19 protein-coding genes are annotated in these 17228 nt (G+C 72.0%); 11 read left to right on the top strand and 8 right to left on the bottom strand.

Annotation, left to right across the window (positions count from 1 at the left end; genetic code table 11):
• Positions 1-15: 15 nt before the first annotated feature.
• Together ACFXJ5_RS05345 and ACFXJ5_RS05340 are read left to right on the top strand one after the other, a co-directional pair.
• Complete coding sequence (locus tag ACFXJ5_RS05345; RefSeq protein ID WP_384627136.1) at positions 16-678, top strand: maleylpyruvate isomerase family mycothiol-dependent enzyme; 663 nt, start codon at positions 16-18, stop codon at positions 676-678.
• A gap of 40 nt (positions 679-718) precedes the next feature.
• Positions 719-1636 (top strand): aldo/keto reductase, encoded by a 918-nt coding sequence (locus tag ACFXJ5_RS05340; protein ID WP_384627134.1) that lies wholly within the window; start codon positions 719-721, stop codon positions 1634-1636.
• Here ACFXJ5_RS05340 and ACFXJ5_RS05335 read toward each other — a convergent pair.
• Genes ACFXJ5_RS05335 through modA form a run of 3 tightly spaced genes read right to left on the bottom strand, consistent with a single transcriptional unit; the run spans position 1624 to position 4315 of the window.
• On the bottom strand, positions 1624-2658 hold the full coding sequence (locus tag ACFXJ5_RS05335; RefSeq protein WP_384627132.1) for an ABC transporter ATP-binding protein: 1035 nt from the start codon (positions 2656-2658) through the stop codon (positions 1624-1626). The two genes, ACFXJ5_RS05340 and ACFXJ5_RS05335, sit on opposite strands and share 13 nt — an antisense overlap.
• On the bottom strand, positions 2655-3488 hold the full coding sequence (locus ACFXJ5_RS05330; protein WP_384628321.1) for an ABC transporter permease: 834 nt from the start codon (positions 3486-3488) through the stop codon (positions 2655-2657). The genes ACFXJ5_RS05335 and ACFXJ5_RS05330 overlap by 4 nt, the downstream gene beginning before the upstream one ends.
• 5 nt (positions 3489-3493) lie before the next feature.
• Positions 3494-4315 carry a molybdate ABC transporter substrate-binding protein gene (gene modA / locus ACFXJ5_RS05325; protein ID WP_384627129.1) on the bottom strand — a complete coding sequence of 274 codons (822 nt, stop codon included), beginning with the start codon at positions 4313-4315 and terminating at the stop codon, positions 3494-3496.
• A 336-nt stretch (positions 4316-4651) separates the two neighbouring features.
• On the opposite strand from modA, the gene ACFXJ5_RS05320 reads away from it, so the two are divergent.
• From ACFXJ5_RS05320 to ACFXJ5_RS05310, 3 genes are all read left to right on the top strand, one after another.
• Positions 4652-5104, top strand: a complete 453-nt coding sequence (locus tag ACFXJ5_RS05320) for a molybdopterin-dependent oxidoreductase (protein ID WP_384627127.1) — start codon at positions 4652-4654, stop codon at positions 5102-5104.
• Entirely contained in the window at positions 5101-5790 is a 690-nt protein-coding gene (locus tag ACFXJ5_RS05315; protein ID WP_384627124.1) for a M24 family metallopeptidase, read from the top strand. Before ACFXJ5_RS05320 ends, ACFXJ5_RS05315 begins: the two co-directional genes overlap by 4 nt.
• A gap of 261 nt (positions 5791-6051) precedes the next feature.
• A complete protein-coding gene (locus ACFXJ5_RS05310) occupies positions 6052-6450 on the top strand; it encodes a molybdopterin-binding protein (RefSeq protein WP_384627121.1) in 399 nt (132 codons plus the stop codon).
• A 27-nt stretch (positions 6451-6477) separates the two neighbouring features.
• Here ACFXJ5_RS05310 and ACFXJ5_RS05305 read toward each other — a convergent pair whose 3' ends face one another.
• Both ACFXJ5_RS05305 and ACFXJ5_RS05300 read right to left on the bottom strand, forming a co-directional pair.
• Entirely contained in the window at positions 6478-6744 is a 267-nt protein-coding gene (locus ACFXJ5_RS05305; RefSeq protein WP_384627118.1) for a DUF6295 family protein, read from the bottom strand.
• A 2-nt stretch (positions 6745-6746) separates the two neighbouring features.
• Complete coding sequence (locus ACFXJ5_RS05300; RefSeq protein ID WP_384627115.1) at positions 6747-7490, bottom strand: dienelactone hydrolase family protein; 744 nt, start codon at positions 7488-7490, stop codon at positions 6747-6749.
• 43 nt (positions 7491-7533) lie between these two features.
• Here ACFXJ5_RS05300 and ACFXJ5_RS05295 point away from each other — a divergent pair, with 43 nt between their 5' ends.
• On the top strand, positions 7534-7974 hold the full coding sequence (locus ACFXJ5_RS05295; protein ID WP_384627112.1) for a MarR family winged helix-turn-helix transcriptional regulator: 441 nt from the start codon (positions 7534-7536) through the stop codon (positions 7972-7974).
• Positions 7967-9712, top strand: a complete 1746-nt coding sequence (locus ACFXJ5_RS05290) for an MFS transporter (protein WP_384627110.1) — start codon at positions 7967-7969, stop codon at positions 9710-9712. The genes ACFXJ5_RS05295 and ACFXJ5_RS05290 overlap by 8 nt, the downstream gene beginning before the upstream one ends.
• A 75-nt stretch (positions 9713-9787) precedes the next feature.
• Here the strand turns inward: ACFXJ5_RS05290 and ACFXJ5_RS05285 are convergent, their stop codons facing one another.
• Positions 9788-10681, bottom strand: a complete 894-nt coding sequence (locus ACFXJ5_RS05285; protein ID WP_384627107.1) for an SDR family oxidoreductase — start codon at positions 10679-10681, stop codon at positions 9788-9790.
• Positions 10682-10723: 42 nt separating this feature from the next.
• Positions 10724-11455: an SDR family oxidoreductase gene (locus tag ACFXJ5_RS05280; RefSeq protein WP_384627104.1), complete on the bottom strand. Its 732-nt coding sequence runs from the start codon at positions 11453-11455 to the stop codon at positions 10724-10726.
• 155 nt (positions 11456-11610) lie between these two features.
• Here ACFXJ5_RS05280 and ACFXJ5_RS05275 point away from each other — a divergent pair, with 155 nt between their 5' ends.
• The 4 genes from ACFXJ5_RS05275 to ACFXJ5_RS05260 all read left to right on the top strand — a co-directional run bounded on the left by ACFXJ5_RS05275 (position 11611) and on the right by ACFXJ5_RS05260 (position 15804).
• Complete coding sequence (locus ACFXJ5_RS05275; RefSeq protein ID WP_384627101.1) at positions 11611-12231, top strand: MmyB family transcriptional regulator; 621 nt, start codon at positions 11611-11613, stop codon at positions 12229-12231.
• A gap of 19 nt (positions 12232-12250) precedes the next feature.
• Positions 12251-13093, top strand: a complete 843-nt coding sequence (locus ACFXJ5_RS05270; RefSeq protein WP_384627098.1) for a helix-turn-helix transcriptional regulator — start codon at positions 12251-12253, stop codon at positions 13091-13093.
• 143 nt (positions 13094-13236) lie between these two features.
• Complete coding sequence (locus ACFXJ5_RS05265) at positions 13237-14424, top strand: glycosyltransferase (RefSeq protein WP_384628318.1); 1188 nt, start codon at positions 13237-13239, stop codon at positions 14422-14424.
• Between the two features lie 126 nt (positions 14425-14550).
• Positions 14551-15804 carry a hypothetical protein gene (locus ACFXJ5_RS05260; protein WP_384627095.1) on the top strand — a complete coding sequence of 418 codons (1254 nt, stop codon included), beginning with the start codon at positions 14551-14553 and terminating at the stop codon, positions 15802-15804.
• A gap of 24 nt (positions 15805-15828) precedes the next feature.
• Here ACFXJ5_RS05260 and lysA read toward each other — a convergent pair whose 3' ends face one another.
• Positions 15829-17106: a diaminopimelate decarboxylase gene (gene lysA / locus ACFXJ5_RS05255; RefSeq protein ID WP_384627092.1), complete on the bottom strand. Its 1278-nt coding sequence runs from the start codon at positions 17104-17106 to the stop codon at positions 15829-15831.
• Between the last annotated feature and the right edge of the window lie 122 nt (positions 17107-17228).

The raw sequence follows: 17228 nt of genomic DNA, 5'->3' as shown, positions 1-17228 counted from the left end.
ACAGGATGCTGTGCTATGACCGACGACTTACGTGATCCGGAGCTGCCGGGCCGCCTGCTGCTGACCGAGCGCGACGCCCTGATGCCCCTGCTCCGCGGCACTCCGGACGATGCCTTCATCCTCCGTACGGCCTGCCCGGACTGGAACGCACGCCAGGTGCTCGCGCACTGCGGCGCGGCCCTCATCCGGATCGTCGAAGGCCGGCTGGAGCGGGGCGTCTTCTCCCCCGAGTCCAACGCCGCCGATGTCGCCGAACGCGACGACTGGCCGCTCGTCCGCGTCCTGGACGAGCTGGAGCGCGGCTTCACGGAGGCCGGGCCGGTGATCGCCGCTCGAAGTGACGGGCTGCTGGACCTGGTCGCGCTCGGGGAGTGGGTGCACGCGGGCGACGTACGGGAGGCCTTCGGCGTGCCCGGCGCCTATGCGGGGGAGTCCGCGGAGGCGGCCCTCGCCCTGCTCGTCATCGCCGGCCGCAGGCGCAGGACGCCGCTGCTGCACGCCTTTCTGCCCGGCCGGAGCGCGCCGCTGGCCATCGGGACCGCGCACGACGGGCGGCCCGCCGCCCGGCTCGCGACGGACGTACCGACCTTGATCCGGCTCTTCGCCGACCGGCCGCTTGCCGGCGCGCGCTATGAGCTGACCGGAGCGGAGCGGACGGAGCTGCACATCTTCGGCTGAGGGCAGGCCTGGGCAACAGGCCGTGTGCGAGACTCCGATGATGTCATCGGAGAAGATCAACGCGGCTGCCGCGGGCACCTGGAAACTCGGCGATCTGACGGTCAACCGGCTCGGATTCGGCGCGATGCGCCTGACGGGCAGTGCCGCCTTCGACCACGGGACGCCGAGCAACCGGGAGCGGTCGATCAGCGTGCTCCGGCGCGCGCTCGAGCTGGGCGTCAACCACATCGACACCGCCGCCTTCTACTTCTCGTCGCTGCGCTCCGCCAACGAGCTGATCAACCGGGCGCTGGCCCCGTACGCGGACGACCTGGTGATCACCACCAAGGTCGGCCCGGGCCGCGATCCGTCGGGCAGGTGGTGGTGGGCCACGCCGGAGGAGCTGCGCGGCCAGGTCGAGGAGAACCTGCGCCAGCTCGGCCGCGACCACCTCGACGTCGTGAACCTGCGGACCGACGGCAAGGGTTCGATCGCCGAGCACTTCGGCGCGCTGGCCGACCTGCGCGACGCCGGGCTCATCCGTCACCTGGGCGTTTCCGGGATCAAGGCCGGACACCTCGCCGAGGCACAGGCCATCGCGCCGGTGGTCTGCGTGCAGAACCGATACGGCATCGGTGACCGGCAACCCGACTCCGAGGACATCCTGCGGGCCTGCGGTGAACAGGGCATCGCCTTCGTGCCGTTCTTCGCGATCGCCGGCGAAGGACGCGAAAAAGGACGCGAAAGGGGCGCGAGCGGCACTGAGAGCGACGACGTACTCGCCATCGCCCGCGCGCACGACGCGTCGGCGGCGCAGATCCGGCTGGCGTGGACCCTGCACCGGGGGCCACACCTGCTGGCCATCCCGGGCACCGGCAATCCGGACCACCTCGCCGAGAACGTGGCCGCGGGTGCGATCCGGCTCACGGACGGCGAACTGGCCCGCCTCGAAGCCCTTCACCGGGGTCAGGCCGGATAGGCGTGGGTCTGGGCGGCCTTGACGGTGGCCCAGACGGCGGCGCCGGTGTGAAGCCCGAGTTCGGCGACGGCGGCGGTGGTGAGGTCGGCGGTGAGGGGGAGTTCGCCGGTGAGGTCGACACGGATCTGGTCGCCGTGGGACTCCAGGCCGGTGATCTCGCCCTGCCAGGCGTTACGGGCGCTGGAGTCGGGGCGGTCGCGGTGCAGGGTGACGGCGCTGGGCGGGAAGGCCACGAAGACCGGGCCGGTGAGGTCCTCGGTGGTGGTGATGTGCGGGCCGTCGTCGAGGTGGACGGCGTGGCCGTCGGCGCGGCCCTGGTAGAGGTTCAGGCCGACGAGGCTGGCGATGTAGTCCGTACGCGGATGGCGGGCGATGTCGGCCGGGGTGCCCTCCTGCACGACCCTGCCGCCCTCCACGACGACGAGCCGGTCGGCGAGCACCATGGCGTCCAGCGGGTCGTGCGTGACCAGGACGGCGACGGCCTCGAAGGCGGCGAGGTGGCGGCGGAGTTCGGCCCGTACGTCAAGGCGGGTGCGGGCGTCCAGGGCGGCCAGCGGCTCGTCGAGGAGCAGCAGCCGGGGGTGCGTGGCCAGGGCGCGGGCGAGGGCGACGCGCTGGGCCTGACCGCCGGACAGCCGCCGGGGTTTGGCGCCGGCGTGGTCGGCCAGGCCCATGCGGTCCAGCCAGTCGGCGGCGTGGGCGCGGGCGGCGGCCTTCGGCATGCCGTGGCAGCGCGGGCCGAAGGCGACGTTGTCCAGGGCGGTGAGGTGCGGGAAGAGCAGGTAGTCCTGGAAGACGACGCCGACCGGTCGGGTCTCGGGCGGGGTGCCGTCCAACTCGGCGCCGTCCAGGCGCAGATGGCCGGCACTCAGCGGGGTGAGGCCGGCCAGCGCCCGTAGCGCGGTGGTCTTGCCGGCGCCGTTCGGGCCGAGCAGGGCCACGACGTCGCCGGGGGCGGCGGCCAGCCGCAGGTCCAGGTTGAAACCGCCGCGGTCCACGACGAGGTGGGCGTCCAGAGTCATGGCGCGGCCATCCAGCGGTCGCGCAGCCCGGCCAGTACGGTGATGGAGACGGCCAGCAGCACCAGGCTCAGCGCGATGGCGGCGGCCGGGTCGCTCTGCAGGGCGAGGTAGACCGACAGCGGCATCGTCTGCGTACGGCCCGGGAAGTTGCCGGCGAAGGTGATGGTGGCGCCGAACTCGCCCAGCGCCCGCGCCCAGGCCAGCACGGCCCCGGCGGCCACGCCCGGCGCGATCAGCGGCAGCGTGACCCGCCGGAAGGCGGTGAACCGGGAGGCCCCCAGGGTGGCGGCGGCCTCCTCGTACCGCGCGTCGGCGGCCCGCAGGGTGCCCTCGACGCTGATGACCAGGAAGGGCATCGCCACGAACGCCTCGGCGACGACCACGCCCGCCGTGGTGAACGGCAGCGTGATCCCGAACGCCGAGTCCAGCCAGCGCCCGACGACCCCGTTTCGGCCCAGCGCCAGCAGCAGCGCCACGCCGCCGACCACCGGGGGCAGCACCAGCGGCAGCGTGACCAGCGCGCGGACCATGCGGCGCCCGGGGAAGCTGGTGCGGGCCAGCAGCCAGGCCAGCGGCACCCCCAGCACCAGCGCCACGGCGGTCGCCGCCGTGGCGCAGACCAGCGACAGCCGCAGCGCCTGCCAGACCTCGGCGCTGGTCAGTTGCTGCGGCAGGCTGCGCCACGGGGCGCGTACCAGCAGGGCGAGCAGCGGCACCAGCAGAAAGGCGAGGCCCAGCAACGCCGGCAGCAGCAGCGGCAGCGGGGCCCGGCCCCGTCCCCGCCCGCGCGCACGCGAGCGGGGACGGTTCTCCACGACCTCCGCTGTCACGGGTTTCACGGCTTGAGGAAGCCTGCCGTCGTGAGGACCTTCTGGCCCTCGGCGGACTCCACCAGCCCGATGAACGCCTGGGCCGCCGTGGCGTTGGGGGCGTTCTTGAGCGCCACGATCGGGTAGTCGTTGATGACCTTGGACGACTCGGCGAACTCGACACCGGCGACCTTGCCGGCCGCGGCCTTCACATCGGTCTTGTAGACGATGGACGCGTCGACCTCCTTCAGCTCCACCTTCGTCAGCGCGGACTTCACATCCTGCTCGTACGAGACCGGCGTGAGCTTGAGACCCGCCGCGGTCAGCGCATTCTGCGCGGCGGCGCCGCAGGGCACCGTCTTCGCGCACAGCGCGACCTTCAGCCCGGACGTGGTGAGGTCCTTGAGCGAGCTGATCTTCTTGGGGTTGCCCGGCAGGGCCGCGATCTCCAGCTGGTTGCGTACGAAGGTGACCGGGGTGCCCGTCGCGTCCTTGGCGTCCGTCACGATCTTCATCGTCTTCGGGCTCGCGGCGGCGAAGACATCGGCCGGGGCGCCGGAGGTGATGCTCGCCGCCAGCACGTCGCTGCCGCCGAAGTTGAACTCGACCTTCGTGCCCGGGTACGCGGCCTCGAACTCCTTGCCCAGGGTCGTGAAGCTCTCCTTGAGCGAGGCGGCGGCGAAGACGGTCACCGTCCCGGAGAGCTTCGTCGACGAGGACGCCGAGGGGGAATCCGAGGCGCCCGAGGCGTCGGAGGAGGACGAGGAGGAGCAGGCGCTGAGCGTCAGCAGCACCGCCGTGCCCCCGACGGCCAGCTGCAGGGTCCGGCGGCGCGCGGAACGGATCATCACAGGGTCTCCCTATCTGCCGCGCCCGATGCGCGGATTCACGGTTCTTCCACGACCTGTCCGGTACGTGCCCATGTGACGATCATAGTGTCGCATCTGCGAGCGCTGAGTCTGTTGTCACATTGCATAAGCCCAACGGTTCGGGGAGGGCGCATCGCTTGTGCCTTCCTCCGAGCAAAGCGATCACCATGGTGAAGCAGTTGCGCACAGGAATGGCCTGAACAGGTGGCATATGAGTGATGCTGCTCATATTTGCCTGGCTCATGCGGCATGAACAACCGCCGCGGAGGGAATCACCGAGAGGCCGGCAGGAAGCACCTTCGGAGGTGGAAGCCCGTGAGCAGTCCCCCCGCAGGGCTCGTCCTGGCCGGCGACATCGCCCGTCCTGCCCGGCTCACCGTCCGGGACCTGCACGCCTGGCCCCAGCGGCAGGCCGAGGTCAGCTTCGAATGCGCCACCAGCGGAGTGCAGTGCCATCACTTCCAGGGCCCGCTCCTGCATGACGTCCTGTGCGCCGCCGAACCCGACTTCGACCCGGCCCGCCGCAAGGACCGGCTGCGCTTCCTCATCGCCGTCACCGGCGCGGACGGCCACCACGCCCTGCTGTCCTGGGGCGAGATCGACCCCGACTTCGGCCGTGCCCCCGTCCTGCTCGCCACCGCGATGGACGGCGTCCCGCTCGACCGCCAGGGCCCGCAACTCGTGCTCCCCCAGGACCGCTGCGGGGCCCGGCACATCAGCGCCATCACCGCCATCCGCGTCGAGGCTCACGTACGGTCGGGGGTATGACGGACGAAGCCACGCGCGCGGCGCGCCTGCTGGAGGCCCAGGCCAAGGCCGTCGAGCTGTTCGCCGCGATCGAGGACCGGGGCCTGGTCGCGGCGGGCGAGGGCGAGCGGGCGGTCAGCGACCGTATCCGTGATCTGGCGAACGAGATGTTCGGCAGAACCCGCCACTGGCACAAGCGCGTCGTACGGTCCGGGCCGAACACCCTCTTGCCCTACCGCGAGAATCCGCCGGACCGGGTCATCGGCGCGGACGACATCGTCTTCGCCGACTTCGGTCCGCTCTTCGAGGAGTGGGAGGCCGACTTCGGGCGCACCTTCGTCCTCGGTGACGACCCGGTCAAGCACCGACTGCGCGACGACCTGCCGAGGATCTTCGCGGCCGGCCGGCGGGCCTTCGAGGCCGCGCCCGACATCACCGGCAAGCAGCTGTACGCCGAGGTCGAGCGGCTGGCCGCCGAGGCCGGATGGACGCTCGGCGGCTGGCACGCCGGGCACCTGGTGGGCGAGTTCCCGCACGAGACGATCGACGGCGCCGACGTCGAGTCGTACGTCGCACCCGGCAACGACACGCCGCTGCGGCGCACCGACCGCGCCGGACGCCGCTGCCACTGGATCCTGGAGATCCACCTCGTCGACCGGGAGCACGGCTTCGGCGGCTTCCACGAGCAGCTGCTCGACCTGGGCTGACCCGCCTCACCGGTGGCCCTCGGCCCGGCCGGACACCGCGGGGCCCGGCCTGCGGGCGGTCGACGGTATACGTCGGACAGGGCCTAGTGCCGTGACCGGCGATGTTTGCCCGTCAAGGAGCGTCGTCCGGTGCGTGCGATCGCAAGGCGGCCGGAGGTTCTTGTAGCGGAGCTACCAGGGCTTTTGGCCAACGCCGCGAGCGTGCGTGCTGGGCGGCGCGACAGGGCAAAGCTTGCCGGGAGGGGCACTAGGATCCGGAGCATGCAGTCCTACACCATCGGTCAGGCCGCGCGGCTGCTCGGCGTCAGCCCCGACACGGCCCGCCGCTGGGCGGACGCGGGACGGGTTCCCACGCACCGGGACGAGGCGGGCCGCCGACTGATCGACGGCCCGGATCTCGCCGAGTTCTCCGCCGAGCTCGGCAAGAGCGGGAACACGGACGAAACGCCTTCCCACACCTCGGTCCGCAATGCCTTCCCGGGCATCGTCACCGCCATCAAACTCGGCGATGTCGCCGCCCAGGTGGAGATTCAGGCGGGTCCCCACCGGCTGGTCTCGCTGCTGACCCGCGAAGCCGTCGAGGAGCTGGGCCTGGAGGTCGGTATGGAAGCCACCGCGCGGGTGAAGTCCACCAACGTCCACATCGACCGCACCGCCTGATCCGGCTCCGCCCGGTGCTCCGCCCGGTCAGGCGGTGAGTTCAGCGGGGGCCGCCGCGAGCGCCTCCTGGACGGCGGCGACGAGCTGCCGGGCCGACTCCGCGGTCAGCTCCAGTGCGACCCGGGCCGAGGGGCCCTTGGACGGGTCGGCGAAGTCGATGTTCAGGGTGTGCTCGGCCATGGCGTGGACGGGATGGTCGAAGTACACCGTCACATCGGACACGTGGAACCAGGAGCTGCCCGGTCCCTTGGCGCTGCCGTCGACGGAGCCCTTGATCGTCGTGTAGGTGCACATGGTCAGCCTCCGAGGTGCTTGGCGAAGAAGGCGGTGATCCGCTCCCAGCCGTCGTTGGCCGCGGGCACGTTGTACGCGGGGCGGTCCACCGAGAAGAAGGCGTGGCCGGCGCCCTCGTAGCTGTGGAACTCGAAGTCCTTCCGGTGGGCGGACAGGATCTGCTCCAGCTCCGCCACCTGACCGGGACTGGGGTGCGTGTCGTCGGCGCCGAACAGGCCCAGCAGCGGTGCGCGCAGCCCGGGCAACTGGTCGACCAGGTTGGTGACCTTCAGCGGGAAGCCCTCCGGCGGGGTGCCGGTGACGAAGGCGCCGTAGCAGTCCACCGCCGCGTCCACGTCCAGGTTGCAGGCCGCCAGGACGCTCTGCCGGCCGCCGGAGCAGTAGCCGATGACGCCGACCTTGCCGTTGGAGGAGTCGAGCGCACGCAGGTGGGCCGCGGCGCCGGCGACGTCGCCGAGCAGGCGGGGATCCGGCACACCGCCGTTGGCCCGGGCGACCGCGGCGGCGTCGTCGGGAGCCGCGCCGGGCGCTTCGCGGAAGTGGAGGTTGGGGCAGATCGCGTCGTAGCCGAGCTCGGCGAACCGACGGACGATCTCCTTGGTGGCCCGGTCGTAACCGGGCATGTGGTGGATGACCACGACGCCGCCGCGCCGCCCGTCGCCCTGCGGGCGGGCCAGGTACGCCTCGACCTCGTCGCCGTCGTGGCCGCTGATCCGGATTGTTGTCGCGGTAAGGGAATCACTCATGGGCATATAGTAAGCCTCGACTGAACAGTTTAGACTGTGGATTGTGACGAAGATCCACGACGACCCGGCGCGTCTCGCCGCGGAACTGCGCGCCTGCCTCGGGCCCCTGGTGCGCCGGCTTCGCCAGGTGCACCTGCAAGGCGAACTCACCCTGTCGCAGACCTCGGTGCTGGTGCGGCTGGACCGCGAGGGCCCGGCGACGGCGAGCGAGCTGGCGGCCGGTGAGGGCATCCGCCCCCAGTCCATGGGCACGATCGTCTCCGCGCTGCGGGAACGCGGGCTGGTGGGCCGTGACCGGGACCCGGACGACGGGCGCCGGGTCGTCGTATCGCTGACCGACGCGGGGCTGGAGGCGCTGCTCGGCATCCGCAGGGAAAAGGGACGGCGCCTGACCGAGGCCATCGCCGAGGAGCTGACCTCGGCCGAGCGTGAGCAGCTGTCCGCCGCGATCCCCCTCCTGGAAAGGCTCGGTCGTCGTGTCTGACCACACAGGGATACCCAAGACCCCCGGGGGCGTCGAGGCGGGAGCCCGTCCGGCGGACGGCGCCACGCCCGGACCGCTGCCGGATCGCTACAAGTGGGTCGCGCTGTCCAACACCACGCTGGGGATGTTCATGGCCACCGTGGACGCCTCGATCGTGATCATCTCCATGCCGGCGATCTTCCGGGGCATCCACCTGGACCCCTTCGCGGCCGGGAACATCAGCTACCTGCTGTGGATGATCATGGGCTACATGACGGTGACCGCCGTGCTGGTGGTCACCCTCGGGCGGCTCGGCGACATGGTGGGCCGGGTGCGCATCTACAACCTCGGCTTCGTGGTGTTCACCCTGGCCTCGGTGGCTCTGTCCTTCGACCCCGCGCACGGCGGCGCCGGAGCGCTGTGGCTGATCGGCTGGCGGATCGTCCAGGCGCTGGGCGGCTCGATGCTGATGGCGAACTCCGCGGCGATCATCACCGACGCCTTCCCCGCACGCCAGCGCGGCATGGCGCTCGGCATCAACCAGATCGCGGGCCTGTCCGGCCAGTTCGTCGGCCTGGTGCTGGGCGGCCTGCTCTCCGCCTGGGACTGGCGCGCGATCTTCTGGATCAACGTCCCGGTCGGCGTCCTCGGCACCATCTGGGCCTACCGCTCACTGCGCGAGACCTCCGTCCGCCGCCACGCCCGCATCGACTGGTGGGGCAACATCGGCTTCGCCGGGGGCTGCGGCCTGCTGCTGGTCTCCATCACCTACGGCATCCAGCCGTACGGCGGCCACACCATGGGCTGGACCAGCCCGAAGGTGCTGGCCGGACTGGCCGGCGGGGTCGCCCTCCTCGTGGTCTTCGGCGTCGTCGAGACCCGCGTCGCCCAGCCGATGTTCCACCTCGGACTGTTCCGCAACCGCTCCTTCGCGGCCGGGAACGCCGCGGCGCTGCTCGCCTCCATCGCCCGTGGCGGCCTGCAGTTCATGCTGATCATCTGGCTGCAGGGCATCTGGCTCCCGCTGCACGGCTACGACTACGCCGACGCACCGCTGTGGGCCGGCATCTTCCTGCTGCCCCTGACGGGCGGCTTCCTGATCTCCGGCCCGCTGTGCGGCTACCTGTCCGACCGCTTCGGCGTGCGTTACTTCACCACCGGTGGACTGCTGGTCTTCGCCGCGAGCTTCGTCGGCCTGCTGCTGCTCCCGATCACCTTCCCGTACTGGGCGTTCGCGCTGTTGATCGCGCTCAACGGCATCGGCTCCGGGATGTTCTCGGCACCGAACACCTCGGCGATCATGAGCAGCGTCCCGCCGGCCCACCGGGGCGCGGCCTCCGGCATGCGGTCCACCTTCCAGAACTCCGGCATGGCGCTGTCCATCGGCGTCTTCTTCTCCCTGCTGATCGCCGGCCTGGCCAGCCGCCTGCCGCAGACCCTGGAGGCCGGACTGCGGGCGCAGGGCGTTCCCGCGTCGGTGGCCCAGCACGCCGCGTCGCTGCCGCCGGTCTCCACCGTCTTCTCCGCCTTCCTCGGCATCAATCCGGTGCGGACCCTGCTCGGCCCGACCGGCGTGCTGCAGACCCTTCCCCCGCACAACGCCGCCGTCCTGACCGGCAAGCAGTTCTTCCCCAACCTGATCTCCGCGCCCTTCCACCACGGCCTGGTCATCGTCTTCGCCACCGCGACCGCGATGTCCGTGCTCGCCGCCGCCGCCTCGCTGCTGCGCGGCGACCCCACCGCGGACGTCAGGGCCTGAGGACCCGCGATGCCCGACGCCCGCCGGCCCCGGGGCAAATCCCGGAATCGGCGGGCGTCGTGGCCCCCGCCGTGGTCAGGCGAGGTGCGGGGTGAGGAGGTCGGCGAGGCCGATGCGGTCGAGGAAGGTGGCCCGGATGCGGTCGGCGACGTCGCTGACCTCCTGGGAGCCGTCGTCGCTGGGGTCGATGTGGACCCGGAACGGGCGCTTCCCGTAAGGCGCGTCGACCACCGCCACGATGGCGTCGGCGACGGCGGACACGTCCGCGTCGGCGGGCGCCAGGGTGGCGAGACGCCCGGCGACCTGCTCCATCAGCCCGGCGTAGAGCTTCTCGTACGCCGCCACCCTGGCCTGGTCGGCGGGGTGGCCGCCGTTGGCGAAGTGGTTGGTGCCGGAAGTGAAGGCGCCGGGCACGATGACGGACGTCTCGATGCCGAAGCGGGCCAACTCGGCGGCGTAGCTGACGGCGAGGGAGTCCATCGCCGCCTTCGCCGCGAAGTAGGGGGCCAGGTAGGGCGGGGTGCCGCCGCGGGTGCTGCTGCTGCCGACCCAGAGCAGCAGGCCGCGGCCCTGGGCGCGCAGGTGGGGCAGGACGGCCCGGTTGACGCGCTGGGTGCCCAGGACGTTGGTGTCGTAGACGCCGGCGATCTCCTCGGGGGTGAACGCCTCCGTGGGGCCGGTGACCATGTGACCGGCGTTGTGGATGACGACGTCGATCCGGTCGGCCCCGGCCAGCACCTGGTCGACGGCGGCGTCGACGGACGGCTGCGAGGTGACGTCCAGCTCGACGGTGCGCAGGTCCACGCGGTGCTCGGCGGCGTACGCGGCGGCCTCGGCGGTCCGGGGGGCGTTGCGCCCCGCGGCATCGCGGATCCCGGCGTACACGGTGTGCCCGGCGCGGGCGAGGGCACGGGCGGTGAGGGCACCGAAGCCGCTGGAGGCGCCGGTGATCAGGACGGTCTGGCTCATGGCTGCTTGCTCCTTGGACGCGGGGGGAGGGGGGAAGGAAGGTCAGACGATGCCGCCGTTGGCCCGGACGACCTGGCCGTTGACCCAGCGGCCGGGACCGGCGAGGAAGGCGACGACCTCGGCGATGTCGTCCGGGGTGCCCAGGCGCTCCAGCGGCGGCTGGGCGGCCATCCTGGCGATGGTCTCCTCGTCCTTGCCGTCCAGGAACAGCGCCGTCGCGGTGGGGCCGGGGGCGACGGCGTTGACGGTGACGTCCCGCCCCCGCAGCTCCCGGGCGAGGATCAGCGTCAGCGCCTCGACGGCGCCCTTGCTCGCCGCGTACGCGGCATAGCCGGGGAGCGCGAGGCCGACCACCGAGGTGGAGAAGTTGATGATCGCTCCGCCGGGGCGCAGCCGGCGCGCGGCCTGCTGGGCGACGACGAAGGTGCCGCGGATGTTCGTACGGTGCATACGGTCGAGCGCGTCGAGGTCGAGGTCGGCCACCGGCGACAGGACCATCGTCCCCGCGGCGTGCACGACCACGTCCACCCCGCCGAAGGTCTGCTCGGCGGTGTCGAACAACTCCTGCACCGCCTTCTCGTCGGCCACATCGGCCTGTACGGTCACGGCCCGGCCGCCGGCCCCGGTGATCGCCACGACCGCGGCGTCCGCCTCGGTCTGGTTACCGGCGTAGGCGATGACGACCGCGTGGTCGTCGCCCGCCAGCCGCTCGGCGGTACGGCGGCCGATGCCGCGCGAGCCGCCGGTCACGATCGCCACACGTGAATTCGTCATGGTTGTGGTCCCTCCGGACTCGAGTTCGTCTCCACTGGTGCGTGCTGCTGCTGACAACGACGATCCCGGTCCCGGCGGACGGCAGCGAGAGTGCTCCTCACCCTGGGGACGGCAACCCCTGGTTGAGGTCCGCGCGCTCCCCGACACTCGGGAGCATGGAACTCGGTGACTTCGTGGCGACCCGCCGTACGGCGCTGCGTCCCTCCGACGTCGGCCTGACCGGCGGCCCGCGGCGCCGCGTACCGGGGCTGCGGCGGGACGAGGTCGCCAGGCTCGCCGGACTCTCCCCCGGCTACTACGCCCGGATCGAGCAGGGCGGTGAGCCCCGCCCGTCGGAGCGGGCGCTCAGCGGTGTGGCGCGGGCCCTGCGGCTGAGCCGGGACGAGCGCGACCGGCTGTTCCGCCTCGCCGACCGCACCCCGCCCGCCGACGGACATGTGGAGCCCGGCCTGCTGGCCCTGCTGGACCGGCTCACCGACATCCCCGCCCTGATCGCGACCGGCGGCGGGCACGAGGTGCTGGTACGGAACGCTCCCGCCACGGCGCTGCTCGGCCCCGGCGCCATGGACGGGTTCCCGGTCGGCGTCGCCGGTCCGGTCCGCGTGGTCCACCCCGCCCTCGGGCCGCTGGAGCTGGTGTGCGGCACCCTGCTGACCGCGGACGGCGGCCAGCGGCTCGTATGGTTCACCGCCCCTCCCGGCGGTCCGGCGGCCGACCTGTTGCGCCTGCTCAGCGTCATCGGGGCGCAGGAATTCCATGCTGGCGGTGCCGAGTGAGGCGTGTGACGATTTCCTGATGGACCGCAAAGAGCTGGGCAGCTTCCTCAAGACCCGCCGGGCGAAGGTGCGGCCGGCGGCCGCTGGGCTGCCCGACGGCACCCGCCGCCGGGTGCCCGGGCTGCGGCGGGACGAGGTCGCGCTGCTGGCCGGGATGTCCACCGACTACTACATCGAGCTGGAGCAGGGCCGGGGCCCGCGCCCCTCCGAGCAGATTTTGACCGTGCTCGCCCGCGCCCTGCGCCTGACCGCCGACGAACGCGACTACCTGTTCCGCCTCGCCGACCACCCCCCGCCGGTCTCCTCCGTCGCCGGACAGGTCAACCCGCGCCTGCGGGATCTCTTCGACAAGCTCGACGACACCCCGGCGCTGATCATCACCGATCTGCACGAGGTGCTGGAGCAGAACGCCCTCGCCGTCGAGCTCCTCGGCCCGCACAACATCGGCCCATGGCCGCAGGGCAGCTCCGCCCACCAGTGGTTCACCGACCCCGGGGCCAAGGGCCTCTACCCGAAGGAGGACCACCCGCACCACTCGTGGGTGTTCACCACCGACCTGCGCGCCGCCCTGGCCAGGCGCGGCAACGACCCGGTCACCGCCAGGATGATGGCCGAACTGCGCGCCGAGAGCGAGGAGTTCGCGGCCCTGTGGAAGTCGCATGACGTCGCCGTACGGCACACCGACCTCAAGCGGATCGTCCATCCGGAACAGGGCATCATCGAGGCCTACTGCCACAACATGCCCACCGACGACGGCCGCCAGCGCCTGCTGTGGTTCAGCCCCGGGCCCGGCGCCGAGTCCGCCCGTCAGCTCGGCGCCCTCGCCGCCAGGCAGGGCCGTCGGATGTTGGACGTGCCGTAACGGACCGTGCCTCCGGGTGAGGTTTCGCGTTCACCTGCGCGCAAGTTCCATGGCCCCTTATAACGGCTAACCCGCGGAGTGCGGCGGCGATGGAGTACTTGTCCGAGGCGGGTGATCGTGTGCGCGTGACGCACGGACTGCGCGTGCTGTCGGTTTACGAGGGGTTCTTCTCCGGTGGAGCCCGCATCCTGCACAGCGACGTCGTACGAGGGCTGCACAAGGGCGGCCAGCACCACCGGGTGCTGAGCATGCACGGCGAGGTGCATCGCGAGGCCACCCGGCAGCCCATGGAGGAGGACGCCTGCTACCGGTCGCTGACCGCGGCCGGGGTGGAGGTCACCTCCCTGGGCCGGAGCCTCGGCCCGGCCGACGACCCGGCGGTCTTCACCGGGCCGGAGCTGGCGGCGACGGCCAGGGCGACGGCGGCCGCCGACGTCATCCTGTCCCTGAAGGAACAGCCGATCGGCCTGCTCAACCAGGCCGGACTGCCCCGCAGGCCCATCGTGGTCTGCCTGCACCGCTCCGATCCGGAGAACCAGGGCCCCGCCCTGGACGAGCTGAAGGCCGCCGTGGCCGACGGCAGGATCGCGGCCTGCGTCTGCTGCGCCGAGTCCACCCGGGCCGCGTACCAGGCCGCGGGGATTCCGGCCGGGCTGCTGCACGTCATCCCGAACGGCGTGGACCTGCTGCGCTTCCGCCCCCACCCCGCCCGGCGGGCCGCGCTGCGGTCGTCGCTGGGCGTTCCGGGGTCCGCGCCGGTGGTCGTCTTCGCCGCGCGGTACGCCGCCATGAAGGACGTACCGCTGTTCCTGCGGGCCGCCCGGGCGTGGCTGCGGCGCGAGCCCGCCGGGCACGTCCTGATGTGCGGCGCCGGCATGACCGCGGCCAACCCCGCGTTGGGCGCCGACATCGCGGCCGCGTTCGGCGAGGGGCCGGGGGTCCCCGACCGGCTCCACCTGCTGGGTGTGCGGTGCGACATGGAGTCCGTCTACGCGGCCGCCGACGTGGTGTCCCTGACGTCCGCCACGGGGGAGGCGGCGCCGCTGTGCCTGATCGAGGGCATGATGTGCGGCGCCGTCCCGGTCGCCACCGATGTCGGTGACTGTGCGGTGATCGTGGCCGGGCACGGCATCGTCACCCCGCCCGACCCCGAGACGATCGCGCTGGCCTGGGCCGACGCCACCTGCCGCGGCCCGGAGTTCGCCCGTGCGCTGGCCCGCAGCCGTGAGCGATTCAGCCGTACGCGCATGATCGCCTCGTACGCCGCACTCATCGACCGCGTACACCGGGAGGCGAGAACAGCACCCCTGCCGGAGACGTATCCGGGCTGACCGACCATCAGCACCCTTACGGCGGCGGCCTGTCGCGATCGACGCCCGACCGGGACAATGGGCTCGGCAGTCCATCGAACCGGCTGCCGGGCGGGGCGGCCGGGTACTGAGGTCGGGGGAGGAACCGTGGCGAGACGCGCACGGGCGCAATGGGGGCTGGTACGGGAGAAAGCACTGCTGATCAGTGCGCTCCTCCTGGTCTCCGGCAGCTGGCTGTACATCGCGACGCTGTCGAAGGCCGGCCCTGGCGGGCCGACCGCGGGGCAGTACTGGAACCTCATCGGCAACACCCTGATCCAGGCCGGCGCGGTGGCGCTCATCCTGGACCTGATCAACCTCAAGCGCTACGCCACCCAGGAGATGGTGGGCGCACTCCTGTCCAACGAGGAGTATCTGGGCCGGCTCAGCACCCTGGAGCAGGAACGTCACCTCAAGCGCACCGTCCAGGCGCGGTTCCCCAACGACGGCGGCGTGGTGCAGGCCGTGGACTGGCTGGTGGCGACCCTGACCGCGCCGCCCCGCAGCAGCTACCGGGCCGAGATCGAGCTGTCCGACGAGCCCGCCGAGGAGCGGTTCTCCGACTCCGCGCCGCCCCTCCCGGACAGCGTGCTGCGCATCAAGGCGTCCTTCACCTACCGCACCGACGCCAACACCTCCCGCCGCCCGGTACGGATCAACGGCGACGGCGTGATCCACTCCCAGCTGATCCCCATCCCGGCCAACACCGAACTCACCCGGCGCTTCCGGGCCGGGCGGCTGCAGGAGGAGGACTGTCTGGTCTGGGTGCGGCATGTGCTGCAACCCAGCATCAAGGTGGTGCTGCCCAGTCACGCCGTTCCGCTGCGGATCGAGCCCGACATCGGCGGCATCTCGCTCAGCGAGAGCTCCAACGGGACGCTGTGGCTGGAGTTCGACGTCACCTGCCAGCAGATGCTGATGCAGCCCGGGGAGCAGGCCTGGGTGACGTACACCCACCGGCAGCTCTGCAACCGGCAGGACAACTACGTGTGGCGGTCCTCCGCCCGGACCTACGACTTCTCCTTCCGGGCCATCGGCTTCCGGGAGTACCAGCTGATGCCGATCGCCAACCTGGCGTCGCAGTCGACGGTCAGTCAGCTCGACGTGCTGAACGACGAGATCCGCTGCTCGGGGATGATCCTTCCCGAGTCGATGTTCGCCTTCGCCTGGAGCCCGTGGTCCGAGGAGCAGATGGTGGGCCAACGGGCCGTAGGACACCGGGAGTGGACGGCCCCGCTCCCCGGGCCGCCGATCGCCGAACCGCTGCCGGAGCCGCTGCCGGAGTCGCTGCCGGAATCGGACGGCCGACGGGTCGACGGGCACGGGGAGCCGGAGGAGCGGGCCCAGCCCGATCCGGTGTGACGCCGGCCGGGCGGCCCGGGTGCGTCAGCCCTCCGAGGCGTACAGGTCGCGCCACTCCTCGCGGGGGCGCACCACCCGGTGGCTGCCGCCCTCCACCGCGATCTCCGGCGGGCGGCGGTTGGTGTTGTAGTTCGAGGCCATGACCATCCCGTACGCCCCCGCGTCCAGGAACGCCACCAGGTCACCGGGGACCAGGTCCGGCAGCTGAGCGTCCTCCGAGAAGGTGTCGGTGGACTCGCACACCGGGCCGACCACCTCCGTCGGGCCCGCCGAGGGCGCTTCCCGTACCGGCAGGATGCGGTGGACCGACGTGCGGTACAGGGCCGGGCGGATGAAGTGGTGCATGCCGGTGTCGAGGACCAGCATCCTGCGGCCGGGGCGGTGCTTGCGGTACAGCACACGGGCCACCAGCACCCCGGCGGGCCCGGCGATCGAACGGCCCGGCTCCAGGAACAGCTCGAGGTCGTCCCGCCCGCGCAGCAGCGGGGCGAGGGCGGCGGCGAACTCCTCCGGTCCCGGCACGCTCTCGCCGCCGTGGTCGATGGGGAAGCCCCCGCCGATGTCCAGCCGGCGGAAACCGGTCAGGCCGGCCTGCTGCCCGTACTCCAGGACGTCCAGCAAGACCTCGGTGGCCCGCACCATGCCCCCGGGCTCCGGCACCTGCGAACCGACGTGCATATGGACGCCGACCGGCTCGAGGTCCGGGTAGCGGCCCGCGACGAAGGCGTCCACCAACTCCCGTGCCTCGTCGGTCGGCACGCCGAACTTGGCCCGCGCGCTGCCGGTCTGCATCGGCGCCAGCGTGGCCACGGTGACGGCGGGATTGATCCGCAGGCCCACCCGCACCCGGCGCCCCACGCCGGCGGCGGTCCGCTGCAGCGCGTCCAGTTCGTCGGCGGACTCCACGTTGAGCAGCACACCGTGGCGGACGGCGAGCAGCAGTTCGTCGTCGGTCTTGCCGACCCCCGCGAAGCTGGTACGGGCCGGGTCGGCGCCCACGTCCAGCACCCGGCTCAGCTCGCCGCCGCTGACCACGTCGAAGCCGGCGCCGAGCGCGGCCAGCCGGGCCAGGACGGCCTGGTTGGAGTTGGCCTTCACCGAGTAGGAGACCGACCCGCCGATCGGGGCGAAGGCCTGCTGGACACGGAGCAGGTTCGCCGCCATGGCGTCGAGCGAGTAGACGTACGCGGGGGTACCGACACCGGCCACGACCTGGTCGAGTGGCAGCCCGTCCAGGCACAGGATGCCGTCGATGTAGCGCACCGGCGTGGTGTGAGCGGAAAGGGTGGGTGAGGCGTCCATGGAGTCCCCTTCTCCCCTGGAAGGTCGGGCTGAGCATCGGTTCGGCCGCCCATGATTGTGACAGTACGCCACATCGTATGAGGCGAGACGATGTTGATGGCTTCCGGCCCGCAGAACACGCT

Source organism: Streptomyces sp. NPDC059373 (assembly GCF_042751495.1).
Taxonomy (GTDB): Bacteria; Actinomycetota; Actinomycetes; order Streptomycetales; family Streptomycetaceae; genus Actinacidiphila.
This window is presented reverse-complemented; position numbering and strand designations above follow the sequence as displayed.